Origin of the sequence: Streptomyces sp. NPDC093598, from assembly GCF_044764825.1 — a bacterium.
GTDB lineage: Bacteria > Actinomycetota > Actinomycetes > Streptomycetales > Streptomycetaceae > Streptomyces.
The window spans coordinates 76,038-97,673 of record NZ_JBIWIV010000019.1; the positions used below are offsets into that span (position 1 = coordinate 76,038).

General features: G+C 69.0%; 16 protein-coding genes and 5 pseudogenes. 10 read left to right on the top strand and 11 right to left on the bottom strand.

Annotated features, from left to right (window positions below; genetic code table 11):
* Nucleotides 1-232: 232 nt before the first annotated feature.
* The 3 genes from ACIRDU_RS34600 to ACIRDU_RS34610 all read right to left on the bottom strand — a co-directional run bounded on the left by ACIRDU_RS34600 (nucleotide 233) and on the right by ACIRDU_RS34610 (nucleotide 5,488).
* On the bottom strand, nucleotides 233-1,291 hold the full coding sequence (locus ACIRDU_RS34600; protein WP_403587251.1) for a hypothetical protein: 1,059 nt from the start codon (nucleotides 1,289-1,291) through the stop codon (nucleotides 233-235).
* A gap of 1,183 nt (nucleotides 1,292-2,474) precedes the next feature.
* Nucleotides 2,475-3,518 (bottom strand): YihY/virulence factor BrkB family protein, encoded by a 1,044-nt coding sequence (locus ACIRDU_RS34605; protein ID WP_403587391.1) that lies wholly within the window; start codon nucleotides 3,516-3,518, stop codon nucleotides 2,475-2,477.
* A gap of 974 nt (nucleotides 3,519-4,492) precedes the next feature.
* Nucleotides 4,493-5,488 (bottom strand): hypothetical protein, encoded by a 996-nt coding sequence (locus ACIRDU_RS34610; RefSeq protein WP_403587254.1) that lies wholly within the window; start codon nucleotides 5,486-5,488, stop codon nucleotides 4,493-4,495.
* Between the two features lie 1,285 nt (nucleotides 5,489-6,773).
* Between ACIRDU_RS34610 and ACIRDU_RS34615 the strand changes: the two are divergent.
* A pseudogene (locus ACIRDU_RS34615) lies at nucleotides 6,774-7,198 on the top strand (histidine kinase); the annotation flags it as partial.
* Nucleotides 7,199-7,518: 320 nt separating this feature from the next.
* A complete protein-coding gene (locus ACIRDU_RS34620; protein WP_403587257.1) occupies nucleotides 7,519-8,916 on the top strand; it encodes an FAD-binding oxidoreductase in 1,398 nt (465 codons plus the stop codon).
* 165 nt (nucleotides 8,917-9,081) lie between these two features.
* On the opposite strand, the gene ACIRDU_RS34625 is transcribed toward ACIRDU_RS34620, so the two are convergent.
* Nucleotides 9,082-9,957: a sigma-70 family RNA polymerase sigma factor gene (locus ACIRDU_RS34625; protein WP_403587260.1), complete on the bottom strand. Its 876-nt coding sequence runs from the start codon at nucleotides 9,955-9,957 to the stop codon at nucleotides 9,082-9,084.
* Between the two features lie 86 nt (nucleotides 9,958-10,043).
* Here ACIRDU_RS34625 and ACIRDU_RS34630 point away from each other — a divergent pair, with 86 nt between their 5' ends.
* Nucleotides 10,044-10,502, top strand: a complete 459-nt coding sequence (locus ACIRDU_RS34630) for a carboxymuconolactone decarboxylase family protein (RefSeq protein WP_403587263.1) — start codon at nucleotides 10,044-10,046, stop codon at nucleotides 10,500-10,502.
* 136 nt (nucleotides 10,503-10,638) lie between these two features.
* Complete coding sequence (locus ACIRDU_RS34635) at nucleotides 10,639-11,448, top strand: transposase family protein (RefSeq protein WP_403587394.1); 810 nt, start codon at nucleotides 10,639-10,641, stop codon at nucleotides 11,446-11,448.
* 49 nt (nucleotides 11,449-11,497) lie between these two features.
* Here ACIRDU_RS34635 and ACIRDU_RS34640 read toward each other — a convergent pair.
* Both ACIRDU_RS34640 and ACIRDU_RS34645 read right to left on the bottom strand, forming a co-directional pair.
* Nucleotides 11,498-11,707 (bottom strand): annotated as a pseudogene (locus ACIRDU_RS34640) (transposase family protein); the annotation flags it as partial.
* Nucleotides 11,708-11,740: 33 nt separating this feature from the next.
* Nucleotides 11,741-11,990 (bottom strand): annotated as a pseudogene (locus tag ACIRDU_RS34645) (transposase family protein); the annotation flags it as partial.
* 864 nt (nucleotides 11,991-12,854) lie between these two features.
* Here ACIRDU_RS34645 and ACIRDU_RS34650 point away from each other — a divergent pair.
* The gene (locus ACIRDU_RS34650) at nucleotides 12,855-13,508 is read left to right on the top strand and encodes an aldo/keto reductase (protein WP_403587266.1); all 654 of its coding nucleotides are present in this window, start codon (nucleotides 12,855-12,857) and stop codon (nucleotides 13,506-13,508) included.
* A 130-nt stretch (nucleotides 13,509-13,638) separates the two neighbouring features.
* Nucleotides 13,639-13,962 carry a hypothetical protein gene (locus ACIRDU_RS34655; protein ID WP_403587269.1) on the top strand — a complete coding sequence of 108 codons (324 nt, stop codon included), beginning with the start codon at nucleotides 13,639-13,641 and terminating at the stop codon, nucleotides 13,960-13,962.
* A gap of 215 nt (nucleotides 13,963-14,177) precedes the next feature.
* Here the strand turns inward: ACIRDU_RS34655 and ACIRDU_RS34660 are convergent, their stop codons facing one another.
* On the bottom strand, nucleotides 14,178-14,372 hold the full coding sequence (locus tag ACIRDU_RS34660; protein ID WP_403587273.1) for a hypothetical protein: 195 nt from the start codon (nucleotides 14,370-14,372) through the stop codon (nucleotides 14,178-14,180).
* Nucleotides 14,373-14,463: 91 nt separating this feature from the next.
* Here ACIRDU_RS34660 and ACIRDU_RS34665 point away from each other — a divergent pair, with 91 nt between their 5' ends.
* The 3 genes from ACIRDU_RS34665 to ACIRDU_RS34675 all read left to right on the top strand — a co-directional run bounded on the left by ACIRDU_RS34665 (nucleotide 14,464) and on the right by ACIRDU_RS34675 (nucleotide 17,091).
* Nucleotides 14,464-15,942: a PP2C family protein-serine/threonine phosphatase gene (locus ACIRDU_RS34665; RefSeq protein ID WP_403587276.1), complete on the top strand. Its 1,479-nt coding sequence runs from the start codon at nucleotides 14,464-14,466 to the stop codon at nucleotides 15,940-15,942.
* Between the two features lie 8 nt (nucleotides 15,943-15,950).
* Entirely contained in the window at nucleotides 15,951-16,328 is a 378-nt protein-coding gene (locus tag ACIRDU_RS34670; RefSeq protein WP_403587279.1) for an STAS domain-containing protein, read from the top strand.
* Nucleotides 16,329-16,611: 283 nt separating this feature from the next.
* Nucleotides 16,612-17,091, top strand: coding sequence for an ATP-binding protein (locus ACIRDU_RS34675; protein WP_403587282.1), 480 nt, complete (start codon nucleotides 16,612-16,614; stop codon nucleotides 17,089-17,091).
* 206 nt (nucleotides 17,092-17,297) lie between these two features.
* Here the strand turns inward: ACIRDU_RS34675 and ACIRDU_RS34680 are convergent, their stop codons facing one another.
* The 3 genes and pseudogenes from ACIRDU_RS34680 to ACIRDU_RS34690 all read right to left on the bottom strand — a co-directional run bounded on the left by ACIRDU_RS34680 (nucleotide 17,298) and on the right by ACIRDU_RS34690 (nucleotide 19,725).
* Nucleotides 17,298-17,468 carry a hydrophobic protein gene (locus tag ACIRDU_RS34680; RefSeq protein ID WP_361950522.1) on the bottom strand — a complete coding sequence of 57 codons (171 nt, stop codon included), beginning with the start codon at nucleotides 17,466-17,468 and terminating at the stop codon, nucleotides 17,298-17,300.
* A gap of 275 nt (nucleotides 17,469-17,743) precedes the next feature.
* Nucleotides 17,744-18,268, bottom strand: a pseudogene (locus ACIRDU_RS34685) (transposase family protein); the annotation flags it as partial.
* Between the two features lie 80 nt (nucleotides 18,269-18,348).
* Nucleotides 18,349-19,725: a pyridoxal phosphate-dependent decarboxylase family protein gene (locus ACIRDU_RS34690; protein ID WP_403587285.1), complete on the bottom strand. Its 1,377-nt coding sequence runs from the start codon at nucleotides 19,723-19,725 to the stop codon at nucleotides 18,349-18,351.
* Nucleotides 19,726-20,737: 1,012 nt separating this feature from the next.
* Between ACIRDU_RS34690 and ACIRDU_RS34695 the strand changes: the two genes are divergently transcribed.
* A complete protein-coding gene (locus ACIRDU_RS34695; protein WP_403587288.1) occupies nucleotides 20,738-20,944 on the top strand; it encodes a hypothetical protein in 207 nt (68 codons plus the stop codon).
* A 281-nt stretch (nucleotides 20,945-21,225) separates the two neighbouring features.
* Here the strand turns inward: ACIRDU_RS34695 and ACIRDU_RS34700 are convergent.
* Nucleotides 21,226-21,628: pseudogene (locus ACIRDU_RS34700) on the bottom strand (HNH endonuclease family protein); the annotation flags it as partial.
* Between the last annotated feature and the right edge of the window lie 8 nt (nucleotides 21,629-21,636).

The following is a 21,636-nucleotide window of genomic DNA, read 5'->3' on the forward strand; positions in this document are numbered from 1 at the left end:
GGCGGCTTCCGCCTACACAGCTGATCGTCTAAACAATCAACGGCCCCGGGGACGCCTCCAGGACTCGGGTTCGACGGCGGCTGGCGTCAGCACCTCGTCGAGCACGCCGCCACTGCGCATCGGCATAGAGATCGTCCAACGCACTGCCGCGGCAGGCTGAGCATGCGCACTGCTGCATGCCCCCGGCGCTTTTTGGGAGGGGTTCGGCGCTGGGACAGTCAACGCCAACCAGTCATGCGACGCTGCGTGCCTTGGCGACGGCAATGAGTGTGCGGCGCTGGCGGTGGCGCCTTTCGTAGTCCAGCACCTGCCGAGCTTCGGCGGGGGCGGCAGTCTGCAGCCGGGCGGTTATCTGGTCGGGGATCATGGCGTCGTACCCGGGCCACGGTTCGCTGCCGCGCAGCCGCTCGATGGCGTTCAGGATCTCCGGCCGGCCGGCGCGGGCCCGCTCGTACGCGTCGAGCGCGTACAGCTGCGCCTGCGAGAGCGTGGGCAGGCGCTGGACGATGTCGGGGACGCGGAAGTGCTGGTATCCGAGGATCGGCGGCTCCTCTTCCCTGGTGACCGCGTCGTCGTTCTCCTCGGGCATTCGGCGGAGCGCGCCTGTGGCTGTGCGCGTAGCCTGCCGGGCACCGCCCTCGGCGGCTTTTGGGACCCGTTCGACGGCAGGGCGCACGGTGCTTGTGGCGGCGTCCGGCGGGCCGCCGTCACCGGATTGCCTGCCGTGGCCGTGGCCGTGGCCGTGGCCGTTGCCGGCGACCGCCGCGGCCCGGGCCTGCTGAGCGAGGCGGTCCTCGAGCGTAGCGAGCAGTTCCTCGTCCTGGCGGCGCAGCGTGGCGAGCAGGTCGGCGGCGACCTGGTCATGCACCCGCTCGGCAATACCCTCCCCGGCCAGGCAGGCCGCCAGCGCCCGGGCGGTGATCGAGTACTCGTTCTCGGTGTGTCTCACCAACTGGCGCGGGCTCGGCACATTGCGACGACGCAGTATGGCGGTTGTGATCGCCGCACCGATCTCGAGCAACAGCCCGGCCATCCGGACGGTTGCCCGGGCGGTGAGGCGGACCCGGTCGGCGGTGTCCCGCAGCGGCCGGCCGGGGCGCAGTTCACGCATGTGACCGTCGATGCGGGCGACACAGTCGTACGTGTCGTCTATATGGCGCTCCAAAACCTCCCGTCGAGGGCCCGTGGCGTGGACGGCGATATCGGCCCGGAAACGGTCGATGATCGCAGTGTGAGCATCACGAGCGTCCTCAAGCGCCGGGACAAGCGCATCTGTCGTTACCGCTGTCATGGTGTGCCCTACCTTCTGGCATGGGTTCGAACTGGGCGGATCGGTAAATCCAGCAGGGTCCGGGTATGGGTGTGGCTGAGGCCGTTTCAGGCCCACGAAGGTTCGCCGCTCAACAGCCAGTACCAGCCAGGCGCCTGCTGCCTGAGGCGGCACCGCAGCTGGCTCGAGTACCCCCGCACCCCTGGCTGATTGCCGGATCGCCACACCCAGCAGCCGCGAGGCAACGCCACCGACCGGGCATTACCCGCAGGCCGCACGGTGTGCACGGGAGTGCCCCGGCAACGAACCGCTAGAGCCAGTGGCGCAGGATCAGGTGCGGGGCGCGGCGGGTGAGCCAGGCGCTGACCAGGCCGATGGCGGCGCCGACGGCGACGTCGCTGGGGTAGTGGGCTCCGCTTTGCACCGGAGGGAAAGGAGGAGGAATCGGGACGGTCCTCGGCCTCATCGTGCGGAAACCACTCCCTGGGGGGCCGAGGACGGTCGGGCAGCTGCTTGCACACGCCGTTGGCGACCAGCTGCGCCACGGCCACAGCGGCCAGGCCCGCAGCGGCGGCCTTGTGGCCACGCCAGCCGCCCAGCCAGGCCATCACCGCGGCCGCGACGCACCACAGCTTGGTTCCCTCCGCCGTCTCCTCCACCACCGACAGCGCACGGTGAAGGCCGGGTGAGGCACTGGCAGCGAGCCGCTTGGTCAGACTCCGGTCTGCCTCACGGATCCCTGCCGGCAAGCTCAAGCCTGCGGGTATCCCACAGAGCACCCGCCATGCCCGGTCCCAACGCCGACGCCGATGCGGCGCTGCGGCGGTCAGGTGTTTCCTCAAGACGGGCGGCTTACGGCAGCGCGGCAGCAGCTGACCGAGCTGGTGTGCGGGAGATGCGGGTGACGCAGGCCGAGATGAAGGAAAAGGCAAGCGACAAGGCAAGGGGCGGGCTGTTCGTCGGCGGCGTTGTGGGCACGCTCACCCTGCAGGCACTGCCGGTGTGGCACGCGGCCGTGCTCCGCCCTACTCGGTCTGGTGGGTGGCGCGCCGACGCTGGACAGCACCGCACCCTGCACCGTCGGCACGGCGGGGTGCTTGTCAGAAGCACGCTACTCGGTCAAGCGCATTGCCCCCCCCGAGCACGCACGGCGAACATGCACACGCGCACAGCGCGGGGCCCGACCTTTGGGCGGCGCGTTGCCTCAGGCGAGACGGCGTCGGTCCTCCTGCGACCACTTACGGGTGTCCCGGGGCGGGACGTACGGCTCCTGCGTCTCCGGCAGACCACCGGCGACCGCACGCTGGCGGGCCATCTCGGCGTCGAATTCCAGGCCGAGCAGGATCGCGATGTTGCTGATCCACAGCCACACCAGGAAGACGATCACTCCTGCCAGAGTGCCGTACGTCTTGTTGTATGAGGCGAAGTTGGCGACGTAGAACGCGAAGCCGGCGGAGGCGACCATCCACACCAGCAGGGCAAGGAAGCTGCCCGGTGTGACCCACTTGAAGCCGCGCCCCTTCACGTTGGGCGTCGCCCAGAACAGGATTGCGATCATGATCGTGACCAAGACCCCCAGGACGGGCCATTTCGCGATCGACCACGCTGTCAGCGCCGCGTTCCCCAGGCCCAGCGCGGTGCCCACCTGACGCGCCAGGGCGCCGGTGAACACAACGATCAGGGCACTGATCACCGCCAGGATCAGCAGCGCCACCGTCACACCCAGCCGGACCGGCAGCACCTTCCACACCGGGCGCCCCTCCGGCATGTCGTACACGGCGTTGGAGGTACGGATGAAGGCGGCGACATAGCCCGAGGCCGACCACACGGCGAGCGCCAGACCCACGACCGCCATGATGGAACCGACACCGCCGTTGCCCTGCAACTGCTTCACGGCATTGCTGATGATGGTGCGCGCCGAACCCGGCGCCAGCTTGTTGATGTTGTCCATCACCTGCTGCGTCGCCGACTGCCCCGAGATACCCAGCAGCGACACCAACACCAGCAACGCCGGGAACAGGGACAGCACCCCGTAGTAGGTCAGGGCCGCAGCCCGGTCTGCGAGCTCGTCGTCCTTGAATTCCTTCAGGGTTCCCTTCAGCACCGCCCACCAGGATCGCTTGGGAAGCTCGGTCGGCGCGTCCGGAGCCCGCTCCTCCACCTCCTCGTCCGGTCCAACGGCCGTGTCATGGCCGTCCGGCTCCGGCTCAGGTCCCTTGTTTCCGTCCGCATCTACTGTCCGTGCCATGACACTCGGGTATCCGTAGGACTCCGTTCTAGGCAGCACCGGGACCATCACCCGTCCAGCACAGCCCCCTGCGGCTGTCGACCGATGGAGCACCCGGACACTGGTCGGTCACAGGCATGACGACTCGAGCCACAGATACCCGACCACCTTCGGGCCGCTGGTCGACAAGGAAAGTCCGCGGCGCCTCTCGTCACTGCGACCGGCCCAACCCCGCCCCCCAACCTGCGACTGCCTGCCGAGTCACCGGCTCCGGTGACGGCGCTCCTGCAGCTTCTTCATCTGGGTCTCCAGGAGCCCGCCACGATGAGTCCCGGCCTTGTGCCGCCCCTTGCTCTTCTGCTCAGCCGGGTGCCTCTGCCGTAGTTTGCCGGCCATCTCCCTGGCCCGTTGCCTCATCCTCTCGGCGTCCATACCGCTCCTCCTCACATCACCCGTTCAGACCCTTTTCGTCAGATTTGCACACCGCCTGGTACGCCGCATCCTGCCGACCGAGTATGCCGCTCCCTCAGCAGCAGCGTCCCCACGACGAGGCCCGCGGAATGGATGTAGCCGCGGACCATTGCCCCACAGCGCCGCGTACGCCGTCCAAGTCGGCCTGGCCCAGGGATGATGCCCTGACACCAGTTGGCCGGTGAGGCGCTGCCAGACCGCGATCGTCCACGTGGTAGCGGGTCCACTGCGCGTGTTCCCCAGCGACCGCATCCACGCTCTCGTACGCTCCCTGCATGGATGACGCAGAACCAGTCGGTGACAGCGGCGAGCCCACTGCGCGATGTGGTTGTGGGCCGTTTTCCCTCCAGGACGTCCTGCGGGAGCTGCACAGCAATCTGCAGTCGCTCTCGGCGCACGGCACGCAGAGGCATCCCCTTACTCCGGGGCGCGGCCGAGCCCCGCGGCCGCGGGCCCGTCCATGGAGCGAGAGCCACTGAGGGGTTCACCCACAATCTGGGGGGTTCCGGCCTTGGCCGGGCTGGTTAGGGAAGGGGGCAGGTGAGCGGAAGGAGGCGTTCACTCAGCTGCCCGGTGAGCTGGGTGTCGGTGAGGGTGGCTTCGGTGAGCCAGTCCGCTGCGGTCAGCTGGTCGACCAAGTGCTGCAGTTCCCCCGAATCGACCGGTACCCAAGCGGCGAGAGCGTGCAAGGCGATGCCCTGGCCGCCGGGACCGAGGCGCCCCGCGGCGTCGGTCTGGGTGGCCAGCGTCAGGGCTAGCAGCCGGGCGCCGGCGGTGGCCTTGGTCTTGCGGAGCTTCTTGTCCGAGATGACCTTCTGGGCCCAGCCAGAGAGCTTGGGCCGCATCTTCTTGCCGAACGTGAACGGGCCCGCCTTGTCCTCGTGGGGCGCAAGGGAGGGGACGGTGGCCGGGGTGGGGTTCTCCGGCCGGGAGGCGAGCAGATCGCGAGCGGTGCCGGGCAGGGTGAGCCAGCCGCAGGCGGTCAGCTTTTCGACCAGGTCCTCCGGGTCGGTCAGTCCCAGCGCAGTGAGGTCCTGGCCGACGAGGTTGCCGGTACCGGTGTGCGCGGTTCGCAAGGTCAGCATCAGCACCAGCAGCCGTGCCTCCGGGCCGGGCAGCGGGCTGTGGTCGGCCACGTGCTCGATGACAGAACGCGCGTGGCCCCACTGAGTCGGCGCGGTCAGCAGGCGGGCCACAGCCGGATCGTTGCTGTCTGGCTGGGTGCTGTTCGCCGTCAGGCCGGTGCGTTGCTGGTGCTGGAAGCGGGCGGCGGTGGCGGCCTGCTCGGCGCGCCGGGCCTCCAGCCGCAGGCTCATGATGCCGCTGACGTCGGCCCAGGTGGTGAAGGCCCGTGCTTTGCGCTCCTGGAGGTCGGCGAGGAGCGCTAGGTCAGGTTCGGTGCGCTGCTGGTAGGCGCGGAAGAGGTCACCGAGTTCGATGAGTTCGTCCCGCAGGGCGACCGGCCGCAGACTCTGGGGGATGACGCGCTGGGCGATCTTCGCCTGTGGTGGGCGGCGCACGGGTGTGGAACGGGGAGCCGGCACCCCGTTCCCGGCCGCGACCTCGCGGTCGGAGAACTGCGGCGAGCTTGCGCCCTGGGCTGCGGCGGCCGGGGGCTCGGTGCTCTGGGGGCTGGGGGCTGGGGGCTTGGGAGGTGGCTGCGGTCTTCGCTCCGGGTGTGGCGGCCGCGCACCGCGAGCAGCACTCCATGGCCTGCCACCAGCGTCCTTCCCGGTCGGTGATCACGGCCAGGACGACCGGGCCGCCGCACCGCCAGGGTTCGGCACGTGCGTGCCGGCCGGTGTCGACCAGGTGTGTGTGGCAGCCGTCAGCCCTGCAGGCGCAGTACGCCCCGGGTCGGGGTGCCGGGGCGGCGCGCAGGTGGGCCTTGAGGTGGGCGACCGCGGCCGCGCGGCCGGCGACCGCGGTGGGCAGGCGCTGCTCGGTACAGGCGGGGCGGCTGCACGAGACGCGTACCGCCGCGCTGCCTCGGCCGGCGGCGTCCAGACGCACCGTCCACCGGCGCCCCGGCACCCGCTCGTCCAGTTCGCTCACCGCGGCCTGCGTCATCCTGCTTTCCTCCCGTTCGTGTTCCCAACCCCGCACGCCGGATGGTGTGCGGCGGCGGGCCCACCGTACGCGGCATGGGCTGGGCAGGCGGTGAACTCGCCCTGCTTGCCTGCGGAGCCTTGCAGCCGCAGACCCCGAGAATTTGCCCGGGGCGCTGCCCGGTCTATCCGTCGTGGAGTGCGCAGCCCGTGGAGGAGAAGCAGACGGGGTTCTCGACCATGTGCAAATGATGTTGGTAGACGCCGTCCCATTCCGCCGCGTCGTACGGGCGGATGACCACGGGCTGTTCGGCGGCCATGCCTCTGGGCGCGGTCGTGATGTAGGGGAAGCGATGGCGGGCGGCAACCGTCCTCGGATCCGTTTCGCGGCGGGAAGGCCACCGACGGGTTCACCCACAAGCGGGCGATGCCGTCCACGCATCCGTCCAGCGCCAGGAACTCGTGCTCGACCAGCCATGCGACCACCGCGCGCAGACGGGCGACGGGCACTCCCAGTGCGTCGGCCCACTGGGCGCACTCGAATGGGACCGGTCCGCTGCCCTTGAGCCGGCCGGACAGGATGTCCAGCACATCCCGGCCGGTCCCCTCGTTGCGCGGAGGCTTCCTCCCGTCGGCGGCCTGGGCCTGCATGCGGTGCAGGAAGCCGGCCGCCATTCCCGCGGGTGCCGTGATGACGCCGAAGTCGCACGTGCAGCTGCTCAGGCCCGGACACGACAGCCGCGGCCGTTGACGACCGGCCAGCAACGTCCTGCGGGGCGAGACCAGCCTGGAGGCCCTGCTGGAGCGGGGCCGCGAACCCTTTCCATGGAGTCGGCGGCCCTTCTGGAACGCGAGAGCGACGCGACCCCGTGGACCTGCGCCGGCAGCGTGGGCCCTGCGCCCTGCGCCACCCCCGAGGCGGCGGACGTCGACGTACCGTTCGGCGATCACATGGCCCTCGCGCTGACCGGACGGGTTCCGCCCGCCGAGGACCGCCGCGTCCTCGCGGCCTTCGCCGCCCAGGCCGCCGTCGTACTGGACCGCCGACGCCTACGGCAGGAGGCCGACCAGGCCAAGGAATTCGCCGAGGGCAACCGCATCCGCACCGCGCTGCTCGCCGCCGTCAGCCACGACCTGCGCACCCCGATCCCCGGCATCAAGGCCGCGGTCACCTCCAGAAGAGGACCGACGAGATCATCTCGATGGCCCTCGGCGGCGCCCCTGAGGGCAGTGTCGAGTCGACCTGACCATTCGGCACATGGCGCCATGGAAGCTGACCACGAGCAGGGGGCGGCCGAATTGCTCGGGAGCGGGACGAACTCGCCGATGCGTTTGCTGTGCGCTCGGGGGCGTCGTCACCCGTTGGGAGGAGTCCGAACTGCGTCGGTGTGCGCAGACTGGTCGGCTAGTGGGTGCGGTTCTCTGCATGCCGTATCCGCGTCCCTGGCACCCCGTCCCTCCTTGCTGTCCACCATCCTGCGAGATTCCCATGAAGGAGTGCCATGCTTCCGCTCGAGGTGACTACGAGAACGGGCGAACGAGCGGTGCTCAAGGAATCAGTCGCTCGGGGTCTGGCGGAGAATCTGCGAGGAGAACTGCTCCTCCCCGGCGATGACGCCTACGACCAGACCCGAAGGGTCTGGAACGGCATGATCGACCACCGGCCTGCGCTGATCGCCCGCTGCGCCGGGAGCACCGATGTGGCAGCGGCCGTGGCCTTCGCGCGTGAGTACGATCTGCTTGTTTCCGTGCGTGGCGGCGGGCACAACATCGCAGGCAAAGCAGTGTGCGCGGGCGGCCTGATGATCGATCTTTCATCAATGCGCCGCGTCGCGGTCGACGCTGACAACCGAACAGCCCGGGTAGAAGGTGGTGCCACGCTCGGCGAACTGGACAGTGCCACACAGGTGTCGGGCCTGGCCACGACCACGGGCGTCGTCACTCATACCGGTGTCGCCGGCCTCACGCTCGGCGGCGGCGTGGGTCGGCTCGCCCGGACCTACGGCCTCGCCTGCGACAACCTGCTGTCCGTCGATGTCATCACCATCGATGGTCATCCACGGACAGCCAGCGCCACGGAGAACCCCGATCTCTTCTGGGGCATGCGGGGGGCCGGCGCGAACTTCGGTGTCGCAACCTCCCTTGAGTTCACACTCCACCCGGTGGGTCCGCAGGTACTCGGAGGCGTCGTCGTCCATCCCTTGGCGCGGGCCCGGGAAGCCCTCGGTTTCTACTACGAGTACTCACGTTCAGCCCCGGACGAGCTGAGCGCTGACGCCTTTTTCCTGACCTCGCCCGACGGTGACCCGTCTTTCGCCATCTCCGTCTTCTACGCCGGATCGATGGAGCAAGGCGAGCGAGTGCTGGAACCTCTCCGACGTTTCGGCCCGCCCGTCGCCGACCAGGTGGGGCCGGTACCGTACACGCAGCTTCAAGCCGCCGGTGACCCTTTCTTCCCTATCGGCCTGCACTACTACTGGAAGTCCCACTTCCTCGAGGAGATCCCGGAAGACGCGATCGAGGCCACCGTGGAACACTTCGCCAGTGCTCCCTCGCCCAGGTCCCTTATCGTCTTCCAGCAGTACGGCGGCGCCACCAGCCGCATCCCACCTACGGAGACGGCCTTCCACCACCGTAATGCGCAATACGACAACTTCGCCGCGTCGGTATGGACGGATCCGCAGGAACGCGACGTGCACAAGGAATGGGCACGGCAGTGGTGGGACAAGATGAGCCGCTTCTCCGTCGGAGCCGAGTATGTGAACAACCTGGGAGAGGAAGGCGAGGACCGGGTACGGGCCGCCTACAGCGACAACTACGACCGCCTGGTGGCCCTCAAGAACGAGTACGACCCCGAGAATTTCTTCCGGCTCAACGCCAACATCCTCCCGGGTGGCTGAGCCGCGGTCCAAACTCCAGCCGTAATTGTAGATCTTGGTGGGCTGCCATCGACAAGCAGCCGAGAGCGAGAAAAGTGAGCGGAGTGAGGTTTTCTCAGAGGCTCAGTTCAACATCTCTACGGGATCAGGTGTGGACTCGCATTGCGCGGCTTCGTCGGTAGGGAGTCACACCGGGTCCGGCAGGTCCATGAGCGCGAGTCTGGCTGGGTCGACCACGGCGGTGATCTCGGTGATGTGGCCGTCGGCGACGGTGAAGGCGAGGAGGGAGAGCGGGGTGCCGTCCTTGCCCCAGGAGATGACGCCGGGGCGGCCGTTGATGGTGGCCGCATGTCCTCGTGCCGCGCTGCCGGCCACTCGCGCGCGGGTGGCGACTTCGGTGGCTCCGAGCGTGACGAACGTGCCGTTCGGGGTGTGGACGGTGAACTTCACTTCGGGGTGGAGGACCTGCAGCAGCTGCTCGAACTGACCGTCGCGGGCTGCGGCCAGGAAGGCTTGGACCACCTCGCGTTGTTGTCGTCCGGCGCTTGCCGGCTGCTGGGCGGCTTGTATTTTCCTGCGGGCGCGGCTGGCGAGCATTTTGGTCGCGTCGGCGGATTTGCCGAGAATGGTGCCGATCTCCGCGAAGGGCACGGCGAACACGTCGTGCAGCACGAACGCCAGTCGTTCGTCAGGGCGCAGCGAGTCGAGAACCGTGAGCAGCGCGAGGCCGACGGAGTCCCCGAGTGCCACAAGGTCTTCCGGAGCAGGAGCGTCGTCGAGCGTCACGGTGAATTCGGGTAGCTGGTCGTCGAAGGAGACTTCTGGGCGCGTCCGGCCCGACCGCAGGGCATCGAGGCTGATGCGGCCGACCACGGTGGTCAGCCAGCCGCCGAGGTTGTCGATGGTGTCGGTGTCCTGGCGGGACAGACGCAGCCACGCCTCTTGGACCACGTCTTCCGCGTCGACGTGTGATCCGAGCATGCGGTAGGCGACGGCTCGGAGCCGGTCACGGTGGGACTCGAAGGCATCGGCGATCGGGTCCGCGGGATGGGGGCCGGCCATGTTGTTACCTCCCTGGAAGCTGCTCCGTCATAGGGATGACGCGCACAGGCGCCGCAACGTAACCCGATGAAGGAGAGCACTCCCCCATGGAAAACCGGCTCAAGAGCAAGAATACGAACAACCCCGATGTGTGGAACGCGGTCCAGCACCTTCAGAAGGCGATCGCCGCCGGGGGTGTTGACCCGAAGCTGCTCGCGCTGGTCCACCTGCGCGCCAGCCAGATCAACAGCTGCTCGGCGTGCGTCTACGCCAGTGTCGCCGGGGGGAAGAAGGCCGGTGACACCGACGAGCGGCTGCACAACGTGGCGGCGTGGCGTGAGGCGCCGTTCTACACCGATGCGGAGCGCGCGGCACTGGCGCTGGCCGAGGCCGCCACCCGGTTGCAGGATGGTGCGCAGGGGGTTACCGACGAGATTTGGGAAGAGGTCAACGCCCATTTCACTGAGGAACAGATCGGCGCGATCAACCTGGAGATCGCGCTGACAAACTTCTTCAACCGGATCAACCGCACCATCAAGGAACCGGCCGGCAAGACCTGGGGCTGAGCCCAGCTGGCTCTTACCCCCGCTGAGGCTTCCCCGGCGAAATGATCTCCGGGTGGGCCACGAGGTCGGGCAGGCGTGAAGCCCCTGGTAGGACTGGTCTACCAAGATCATGTCTGCTCGAACCAGAGGCTTCACGTTGGTCACCTACGCTGCCGCGCTCGACGTCCCACGCCACATCGTGGAGTTCCTCGCCCGGCTGCTGGCCGCTCACAGGCGCGGGATCGGCACGCCGAAGGGATCTCGCGCCCTGGGCCCGTTCCGCCAGGCGGTACTGGTGCTGCGGTGGTTCCGAGAACGCGGTTGCGTGCACTGCCTGGCCCGGGACGCCGGGATCTCGCAGGCCACCGGCTACCGCTACCTCCATGAGGGCATCGACGTGCTGGCCGCCCAAGCTCCTGATCTGCACGAGGTGTTGGACCTCTGCCGCGCCGAGGGGATGACACACGTGGTGCTGGACGGCACGCTGATTGCTTGCGACCGCCTGGCCGGAGTTCGGGAGAACGGCAACGACCTGTGGTTCTCCCAGAAGCACAAGAACTTCGGCGGCAACATTCAGTTCCTGGCCGCGCCGGACGGTACCCCCTTGTGGGTCTCCGAAGTCGAGCCGGGTTCCACCCCGGACATCACCGCGGCCCGTATCCACGTGCTGCCCGCGCTGTACAAAGCCGCCGCCGAAGGGCTACCCACACTCGCAGACAAGGGCTACATCGGCGCTGGCATCGGTATTCACGTGCCCGTACGCCGCCCCAAAGGCCGCTCCGAGACCGCCCTGGACCGAGGGACCCGCGCCACGAATGCGCTGATCAGACACGTGCGGGCGCGCGGCGAGCGGACCGCGGCAGAACTGAAGGAACGCTGGCGAACCCTCAAACACGTCACACTCAGTCCCAGCAGAATCGGCGACATAGCCCGCGCCGCACTCGTCCTCAACGGGCACTGGAAATGATCTTCGCTGAGAAAACCTCAGTGAGGACTCACCCATTGACGGAGCTGTTTCAGCGTTGCCGCTCCAGAGTGAGGACGGTCGCGGCGATTGACGTCATTCGATTCGGGCTGCACCGGGATCTGCGGAAGATGCGCCAGGACTTCAGCCGTGCCACGCCGCGTTCGACTGGCGCCCTTGCTGCGGACAGCGCACGGTTGACGGTTTGCTGGGTCGGTGTGAGCTCGCGGCCAGGCGGGCGTCTGAGGGGCGTCGTCACCCATTGAGCGTTTTCAGCGTTGCCCTTCCAGGGGGTGAGGACGGCTTTGGTGATGACGCTCATGCGGTTGGGGCTGATACGGGATCTACGGAAGATCTGCCAGGACTTCAGCGGCGCCATGCCTCGTTCGACAGGTGCCCGGGCCGCGGACAGGGCCCGGTTCTCGGTCCGCTCGGTGAGGGTGAGCTCGCCGCGGGATGGGCTGGCGCTTGGCGGTGGTGACCCAGTCGCCCGCACCGATGTATGCCATGTCGGCGAGGATCGGAACGCCCTGGCGCGCGCAGAGCGGGCTGCTCAGCTTGGACGAGGTCGGCAAGTGGTACGGCCGCGTCAATGACGTTCAAGACGGGAGGGAAGTGATGCAGGCCATAGGAGACGGGGAGTACCGGAAGGCCTTCTCGAAGGGCATGGGAATCTTCGCGGGAGGTGCTACAAGTGCAACCTGCGGTACCGGCGTTGCCATCGCGGCCCCGCAGACGGCCGGAGCATCCGCGGCTGCAGCGACTACCTGCGTGGTCATAGGCGGAGCCGCTGGAGAGTGGGCTGAGGCAGAGACTTCGTGAACGCCAGTGCGGTGCGGAGCGCAGAGCCCGCCCCGCACCGTAGGTAGAGGGTGACTAGTGTGCTTGTCACGACGTTGGCTCAAGACGTGACTCCGGACGGATACGAGCCGCACGTGATCATCGCTTGCTTGATACTCCTTGGAGTGATCTTGTTCTTGGATCGTCCCCGGGCCAACAGAAGGAAGGGACGGTGAGCGGACCTTGGACCGCAGCCGCCCGCCCCCTGGGAATGATGGGGGACGAACTTTTCCTTGTCTCTCACTCTTATGGCGATTGTGGGAGCCTTGCTCTACGGAGGGGCGGCGTTCATCGTCATCGCCATCGCTGGAGCAGTAATGACTGCTTTCAACGTCTGGGCCATCACAAGGCGTAGGCGCAAGCAGGAGAGCTGACTGCCGTACGCCCCGACGCCCACGGACCAGATGTCCGTGGGCATCGGCGCGTACGCAGACGATCGCCCCCGCACGCGGACCGGCGGAACCGGACGCCTCCGGACGTCGGCCAGCCAAGGGGGCCTGTCGGTAGGTCGGCGAGGGCATCCGCCGCAGCGGCATCGACCGCTCCGAGGTGTTCGTCACGACCAAGCTGTGGCTGTCCGACTACGGCTACGAATCCCCCTGCGCGCCTTCGACACCAGCCTGGGCAAGCTCGGCCTGGACTACCTGGACCTGTACGTGCTGCACTGGCCGGTGCCCTCCACGTTCGAGGCCACGGCGGCCTCGTACCGGGCGGCCGAGAAGCTGCTGGCTGAGGGCCGGGTGCGGGCCATCGGCGTGTGCAATCACAACCCCGCCCACCTGCGCGCCCTGACAGAGCAGACCGAGGTGGTGCCGGCGGTGAACCAGGTCGAGCTGAACCCCTACTTCGTCCAGCCCGAGGTGCGCCAGGCGGATGCCGGGTACGGCATCGTCACGCAGTCGTGGTCGCCGCTGGGCGGGGTGAACGTCTACTGGGACGGCGGCCGTAACAAGGCCAAGAACCCGTTGGATTACCCGACCGTCGGCGAGATCGCCGCCCGCTACGGCAAGACGCCGGCCCAGGTCATCCTGCGCTGGCACCTCGAACACGGTCTGTCCACTATCCCGAAGTCGGTCAAGGCCCACCGCATCGCGGAGAACTTCGACATCTTCGACTTCACCCTCACGGACGGTGAGGTCGCCTCGATCGACGCGGTCGACACCGGAGTACGCGGCGGCCCCGACCCGGACGGCGCCCGGCACAGCTCCTACAGCGATAGCTGAAGCATCGCGTTCGAGCGCGGCCACGGCCGACGGAAGCGACCGCTGCCGCCTCCTGCCGCACCACAAACGAGGTCTGGCCGAACACGCAGACCGAGGCCACTGCCACACATGAACTCCACAGACATGTGCAATGACCCGAGAAGGAGACCCCCTGACCAAGCGGTTCAAGCTGGGCGCGGCTATAGCCGCGACGGCAGCCGTCCTCGGTTCCGCGCCGTACGCGTCCGCCGAGACCGGGCAGACGCACCCGCAGCCGGTCGTCACCCACGTGAAGATCGCGGCCCCATTCGACTTCGCCGTCGGCGAGGCACCCGAGAACATCACCGTCAAACGGGATCACTCGGTGACCGTCTCGATGCTCGGGGCCCCGGCGGGCTGCAGACGGCCGCCCAGAACCATTCCCGGGTGGTCCTGGACCCTTCGGGCGTCACGTTCGCGGACTCAACGTTCCTGAACCTGCTGCTGCACATCCACCCCATGACGAGCCTGCGTGTGGCCGCGCCTACGCCACAGCTCAAGCGGGTGCTTGGATCACCGGAGCCGACACTGTCCTGGACATCCGGGCCAGCGTCGCGGACGCCACCTCGGACTAAGGTCAGCGCTCTCACGACCGCTCTGGGCACCGGGCCGCCGACTGCGCGGCGTCGAAGGGCCGGAGTTTACCGACCGCTACACGCTGGCCGTGCGCAAGGCAGCTGCTCTGGCCGTGCTGTCGCGGTCGCGGCGTGGCGGGAGGCGCATGACCTCGATCAGGGCCAGAGCCTGGTCGATCTTCTCGCCCTCTTCTAGCCGAACGGGGCCGGGCGTCGCCTGGGTGGGGTCACGGATTTCGTCTGGCCACAGCAGCCCGCGCAGCGCGATCACGTCCCCTGGCATTGGCTTTCGGACGTGTACTCGATCTAGGCTGCGTCGGTTCATGCCGCTCGCGGCGGCCCATCGACGGAGAGGAAAGCCGATGACCCAGCAGGCCTCGGCCACCGACCCGGCTTCAGGGCGTCGCCCCGAGCTGGTCCCGGATCCGGATGTGGAGGCGGCCCGTATTGCGGCGGTCCGCCGCTACGACATCCTTGATACTCCGCCCGACGGCGCGTTCGACCGGGTGGCGGCGATGGCCGCCCGCCTCTTCGATGTCCCCGTGGCCACGGTCACGATCGTGGACACCGACCGCATCTGGTTCAAGGCCGCACACGGCCTGGAGGGCGTCAAGGAGATCGGCCGCGATCCGGGCCTGTGCGGCTCGGCGATTCTGCGCGACGACGCGCTGGTCATCCCCGACACCCTCCGTGACCCCGTGGCGGCGAACAATCCGCTGGTCGCCGGGGAGATGGGTGTGCGCTTCTACGCCGCCGCACCGATCATCACCCCCGACGGCCACCGGCTGGGCACGGTCAACGTCCTGGACACCAAACCGCGCTCCATCACCGAGGGCGACACCGCCACACTGGCCGACCTCGCCGCGATCGTCCTGGACGAGATGGAGCTGCGGCTGTCGGCGCTGCGCGCACTACGCAACGAGCAGCAGCGGCGGGAGGCGGAAAGCCGCCAGGCCGAGACGGAACGGGCGCGTGCCGAGGCGGAACGGGCGGCGCGGGAACAGGCGGAGAAGGACAAGACCGCCATCGCCGCGTTCGCTTCCACCCTCCAGCGCACCCTGCTGCCCCCGGCGCTTCCCGTGGTGTCCGGCCTTGAGCTGGCTTGCCACTACCGCACCGCCTCCGCCCACGACGTGGGCGGTGACTTCTACGACGTCTTCCCCGTCGACGGCAGCCGGTGGGCGTTCTTCCTCGGGGATGTGTGCGGCAAGGGCCCCGAGGCGGCGACTGTCACCGCCCTGGCCCGCCACACCCTGCGCGTCGCGGCCCAGATCGACCCGGACCCGGTCACCGTCCTGCGCACCCTCAACACCGCCCTGCTCGCCGACGTCACCGCCGGAAGCCGCTTTTGCACCGCTCTCTTCGGCCTGCTGGCACCCCGGGAGGACGGCGGCTTCACCGTCACCGTGGCCACCGGCGGCCACCCGCCGGCCTACCACCTGCGCCCCGACGACAGCGGCGCGGTATGGGTCAAGGCGGTCCGGCCCAAGGGCGGCATGCTCATCGGAGCCTTCCCCCAGGCACAATTCGCCCAGGCCACCTTCTTGCTTGCCCCCGGGGAGGGCCTGTTCCTCTACACCGACGGGCTGACCGAAGCCCACACCACCCAGGGCACGATGCTCGGCGAGGACGGCCTGACCGGCTTCCTCCACCAGCGCACCGGCCCCCTTACCGCCACCACCCTGGTCGAAGACGCCGTCACGTTGCTGGCCTCAATGCCCGACGGAACCGGCGACGACGTGGCCCTTCTGTCCCTGTCCGTGCCTGACCCCGAAACCGCACCCGCGGTCGCCGTTACCGCCCACACCACCGCCGCACCCGAACACTTCGGCCAGGAGTGATGACCGACGTGACCCACACACTTCACCTGACCGTCCAGCATCCCCGCCCCGGCATCGCCATCGCCACGATCGTCGGGGATATGGACGTGCACGCCGCGCCCACCCTGCGCTCCGGTGCCCTGGAGATCATTCAACAAGGACACCCGCGCTTGGCCCTCGACCTGGCACAGGTCGGCTTCTGCGACTCCGCCGGTCTCAGCGCGATCATCGGCATCTGGCACGCGGCTCAGGAAGCGGGCGGCTCACTCAGCCTCGCAGCCGTCCCCGACCGCCTGATGCGCATGCTCAGCATGACCGGCGTCGACTCACTCCTGCCGGTCCATGCCACAACCCCCGACGCGGTCGCCGCCTTGACCGACAGCCCACCCGCCTCCGCGAACAGGTAAGCAGCCTCCGGTCTGCCAGACCAGAGGCTTGTGCGGCGTTCCAAGGGCATGCACCAGAGACGCTGTCGCCTCGGCGCCGGGGCAGGCGTCACGGGCCCAAGGGAACAGGGCCAGAAGTCAGGCGGAATTGCCCTTTGCAGGGCAACCGGCAGGCAGTCTGGCTCTTCACACGGCAGCGGACGCAATTCGACGGCGGTTTCGGGAGGCGGGTCGGCGCTGTCTGACTGCCGGGGCACAGTGAGTTTCTTGTGACGGCCATGTGAGGCGGGGCGGGGCGGGTTGCATGGGGCAGACAGCGGGGGATGAGGGACAGAAGACCGGGGACAGTGATCCGCTGTCGGCGTCGGCCGCCTATGACGGCGACTCCTCCTGTATTGGTGCCGCGCGGCGCCTGGCCATCGGCTTCCTCACCGACGTGCAGGCCGTGCACGGGCTGCCGGTGTCCGAGCGGGCGCTGGGTATGACGCAGCTGGTGGTCAGCGAACTGGTCACCAACGCGGTGAAGTACGCGCCTCGGCCGCTCATGCTTGATCTGCAGATCGTCGGCCGTGCGGTACGGGTGTCGGTGTGGGACAGCGACCCGGTCCTGCCGGACGTCGCCGCCACCGACCCGCAGCGAGTGGGCCGGCACGGCCTGGAGATCACCCTCGCCGTCAGCCAGGGCTACGAAGTCCACCGTGAACCGGTCGGCAAACGCGTCACGGCTCTGGTCGCTCTGGCCGACGACCCCGGCGGCAACATCGCCGGCCGCACCGCGCCATAGGGGCCCGATAGGGAGGCCGAGGAGGGAGCTGGGGCCGATGGATGGCGGCGCAGGTTCCGCTGCTTCTCCGGGCCCCAGCTATGAGGCATGGGGCCCATGAAGGTGGCGATTGCACCCATTCGCCGGGTGGGATGCCTGGTGCCGGACATGTCTGCGGGGCCCGGGTGCGCCCGGGGCCCGCAGTGTGGCGCGTTGCCGCTTGATGGTTACCAGCGATACCAGCGGCCCTTGCGGCCGCTGGTATCCGCCGTTCGCACGACGAAGCCCAGCAGCCAGACCACCAGCACGATCACAGCGATCCACCACAGTGCCTTCAGCGCGAAACCCGCACCGAACAGGATCAGAGCCAGCAGCAGAACCAGAAGCAGGGGAACCATAGTTATCAACCTCCGACGCACCGGATGCCCGAGCAATCGAAGAACACACAACCAATTTCCCTGGTTTCTTCACCGCTGTTACGGACACTCGACGCACTTCCGTCACCGCACACATCGTCCGTGCGATCTCATAGGAGAGGCTCCGGCACCGCAATCACTGACAGGCCGCCGCCTCACGGACGGGGTGATGGTCCGCATCCGTTGACAATGCACGATCACCGGGCGGCCTCCCCCAGGCAGCGGTTCTCCACCGATGATCAGCGCCCGCGCCACCTGTACGACAGATCGTAGGGGCGGTGCTGGTCGAAGAAGTCGGCCTCGTCCCGTGTGAGGTCGAAGCGGGAGGAGATCGAGAGGCCGTAGTCGGTGAAGAAGAGCTGTCGGCCGTCGGTGAGGACGTTCTCGAAGTGGGCGTCGAAGTGCAGAAGCCCGCGGGCGTTCATGAACGAGATGCCGGCTTTCAGCTCGTCGTCGACCATCGCGCAGGCCTGCTCGGCCGCCTCGTCGCTGGCCCCCCGGGGGATGGTGGAGCGGTTCACGCCGAACCAGCAGGCCAGCACGTCATGAATGGCCCCGTGGCGGAGATGGACAAGAGTGGCCAGCAGTCGGTCGACGAACACCAGCCGGAGCTTCGCGCCAGCGCCCACGGCCCGCTCGCATGGCCGGGACGCAAGCGTCGCCTGGTGCCGTTCGTGCCACAAAGGGCCTATCTCCGCGACGAGTTCAGCGATGACACCGGCCGACAGGCCGGTAATCCTTCGGTTGCTGATGATCGCTGCACGAGTCGCGTTCCCCACCACACGACCATGATCGACGATCAGGAGCCCGATGCCTCACCGCAACCATGCACCCGAGCTCGTCAGGTGAGTGCCGCCAGGATTTACGACGACCGCGCCAGACGCACGATCGCCGCGATCGACTGGTCGACATCGGCCTGCGTCGTGGCGTGGCCGGACACCGAGATGCGCATCAGCCGCCGGCCGCGCCAGGTGGTGGCGCCCATCCAGCAGGTGCCGTCATGCTGCACTGCCTGAACGACGTGATCGGTGCGGGCGTCGTCGCCGAAGCTGACGAGGACTTGGTTGAGCGTCACGTCGTTGACCACCTCGAAGCCTGCCCCGGTCAGGCCGTCGGCGAAGCGGCGGGCGAGCAAGCAGCAGCGGTCCACAAGTGCGGCGACGCCGTCACGGCCGAGTTCGCGCAGCGCCGCCCAGGTCGCGAACCCGCGTGCGCGGCGGGAGGACTCGGCGGTGTAGTCGGCGCCGCCGGCCGCAGTGCCGCCGGCGCGGGTGAGGTAGGAGGCGGTGTATGACAGGGCGGCGGCGTGGACGGCGGGGCGGGAGCAGAAGGCGTAGCCGCAATCGTAGGGTACGTTCAGCCACTTGTGGCCGTCGCAGGCCCAGGAGTCGGCCAGCTCCACGCCGTCGAGGAGGTGGCGGGTCGCTGGGCTCGCGGCGGCCCACAGGCCGAAGGCGCCGTCGACGTGCACCCAGCCGCCGTGGGCGTGAGTGAGGTCGCATGCGGTGCGGAGGTCGTCGCAGGCGCCGGTGTTCACGTTGCCCGCCTGGGTGCAGACGACAGCCGGCGTGCCCGGGTCGGACGCCAGCACGCGGCGCAGGTCGTCGGTGTCGAGGGCGCCGCGTCCATCGGTGCGGACCGTCTCCAAACAGTCGGTGCCCAGGCCGAGCAGCCGCAACGAGCGGTCGATGGTGGCGTGACGCTCCTCGCCCGCGACCACCCGTAGACGGGGGGCGCCGCCCAGCCCCTTGTGTCCGACGTCCCAGCCGGCCTCGGTGAGTAGGTGCTGCCGTGCTGCCGCGAGGCCTGCGGTGTTGGCCGCCTGTCCGCCGGTGACGAACCCGGTGGACGCCGTGACGGGGATGCCGAGCAGGTCCTTCAGCCAGCCGCCCGCCGCCTCCTCCGCGGCGAGGGCGGCGGGCGAGAGCGCGGCGTTGAAGGCGTTCTGGTCCCACCCGGCGGCGAGGATCTCCGCGGCGGTGGCTGCGGGCAGCGCCCCGCCGACGACGAACCCGAAGAACCGCGGCCCCGCGGTGGCGACGAGCCCCGTCTCGGCGACGGCCACCAGCTCGTCGATCACCGTGAGCGGATCGGCGGGCGAGCGGTCCAGCGGGCGGGAGAACGCGGCGCGCAGAGCTGCGTAGTCGACGGGCCGCGCCACCGCTCGCACGGGCAGCGAGCGGCGATAGGCGGCGGCATGCTCGGCGGCATGATGGAAGATCCTGGTCAGCTCGTCCATGACCGGACCGTAACCGCACGCCCCAACAGTCGAAAAGAGCCAATGGGGGGAGAACGGATTGCCCTACGACCCCGCAGCACCGCCGGCGGCCGGCTCGACGGTCTGCGCCGGCACCCCACAAGGGCACAGACCGGCCCGTGACGGGAACGACCTCGGCCCACCCGCTCTCGCCACGACCTCTGGCCGGCCTGGGCAGACCACCGCTGCTGCCGGGCCGCTTTCCCTCCGGTCGCCAGCCCGCCTGGAAAGCCGCCATCGCACGGCTGACCGCTGTGCCGGTCACCAGGCTCACCGTCCTGCGCACGCCCGACGGCAGCCCACATCGGACGCCTCTTCCAACTGCGCGCCGACGCAGGCACCCCCCGACCGTGGTCTCCCACCGCCCCCATATCCCCGCCGCTCGGCAACAAGCCCTGCACCCGGCCGACCACACGGTCATCACCGGCTCAGCGGCCGCCCGCCGCCACCACGACGACGGCCTGCCCCCCGCGCCAGAGGGCGAGACGGCCGACGCCCTCCGGCGGCCAGGCCGCTGACTCACTCCACCCGCCCTGCGCCCTCTGGCTCCCTACGACAGCCCTGCCTGCTGCGCAGAGCCCCGCACGCCGCCGCCGACCGTCTGGCGCCACCGTCCGCCGCCCGCGCCCCTCACCCCGCGGCCCGCCTGCACGGGCCTTCCGTGGTCTGGGGGGACTGCCCACCAACTCGTCGACCGACTGACGGGGCGAAACCGCCCACCTCCTCCCGGCCGCAGCCCCTGCTGCCACGCTGATCACCGGCGCTTCCCTCCAGCAACTCGGACCCGCCCGCCTCCGCGACCACGACGACGCTGTAGCCACGCTCGCCCCGCACGACCGCGCCCGCCGCACCGACGGCTGCGCCGCATACGCCCCGCCGACCGGCCTGCTTCGCCCGGTCCAGAGCCGTCTGCAGCGCGGCGAGCCGGGCCCCGCGCACTTGCTCACATCGCCCATCCGCACCGGCCAGCACGGCCGCCTGGAACTGCGTGTCGGTGACATCCACGCAGACCAGCTGGTACGGCGCACAGATTCCCCTGTCGATGGCCTCCGAGATAGCCAGAGCGAAAAAACCCGCTGCGCAGCCCTCGCCCAGAGACGCGTTCGGGCACGACATGGCCCTGGGCGACCTCGGCGGCGTGTACTTCTTCGTCGGTCGCGGCTGCCCCGACACCCCCTACACCCACCGCTACGACGGCTGAGGCCCGCTCGGGCGAGTCGCGTGCCCGCGATGCAGCTGGCCACCGGGCGGCCTCTCAGCATCGGCTCCGGCAGTGTCCACGTCGCGAACGATGACTCTCACTGCGGTTGGCCGCCGAGTGCTCTGACCAGAGCCCGCTACCGGCAACGGTCCTGATCACGCGTTCCACGGCCGATGCTGCCTGGCGCGGCGAGACCCCGCTCGGCTCTCGCCTCTCTTGATGGACACCGGCGTCCGCGCCATCTGTGTCCTGGGCGGAACGACCGGTGTTCGGGCCTGTCGTCAGGTGGCGGGGGTGTAGGTGACGGTTTGGTCGGGGCTGGCGGCGGCGAGGTCGGTCAGGGCGGCGTGTTCGGTGTCGTTGACGGTGAGCTTCCAGCGGAGTTTCGTGGCGGTCCATTCGGCGGCGTACCGGCAGTGGACGTCGCCGGCCGGGGGCATCCACTGGGCGGGGTCCTGGTCGGCTTTGCTGCGGTTGGAGCGGGCGGTGACCGCGACGAGCGACGTCTCCTGGCTTTGGTCGTTGGGCGTAGACCTCGCGACGCTGCGCGGTCCAGGTCGAGGCGCCGCTGTCCCAGGCTTCGGCCAGGGGCACCATGTGGTCGATGTCCAGGCCAGAGGCGGACGTCACCGTGGTCTGGTCGTAGTACGACCACCAGCTGCCGCCGGTGAGCCGGCACCTCGGGCGTGGTC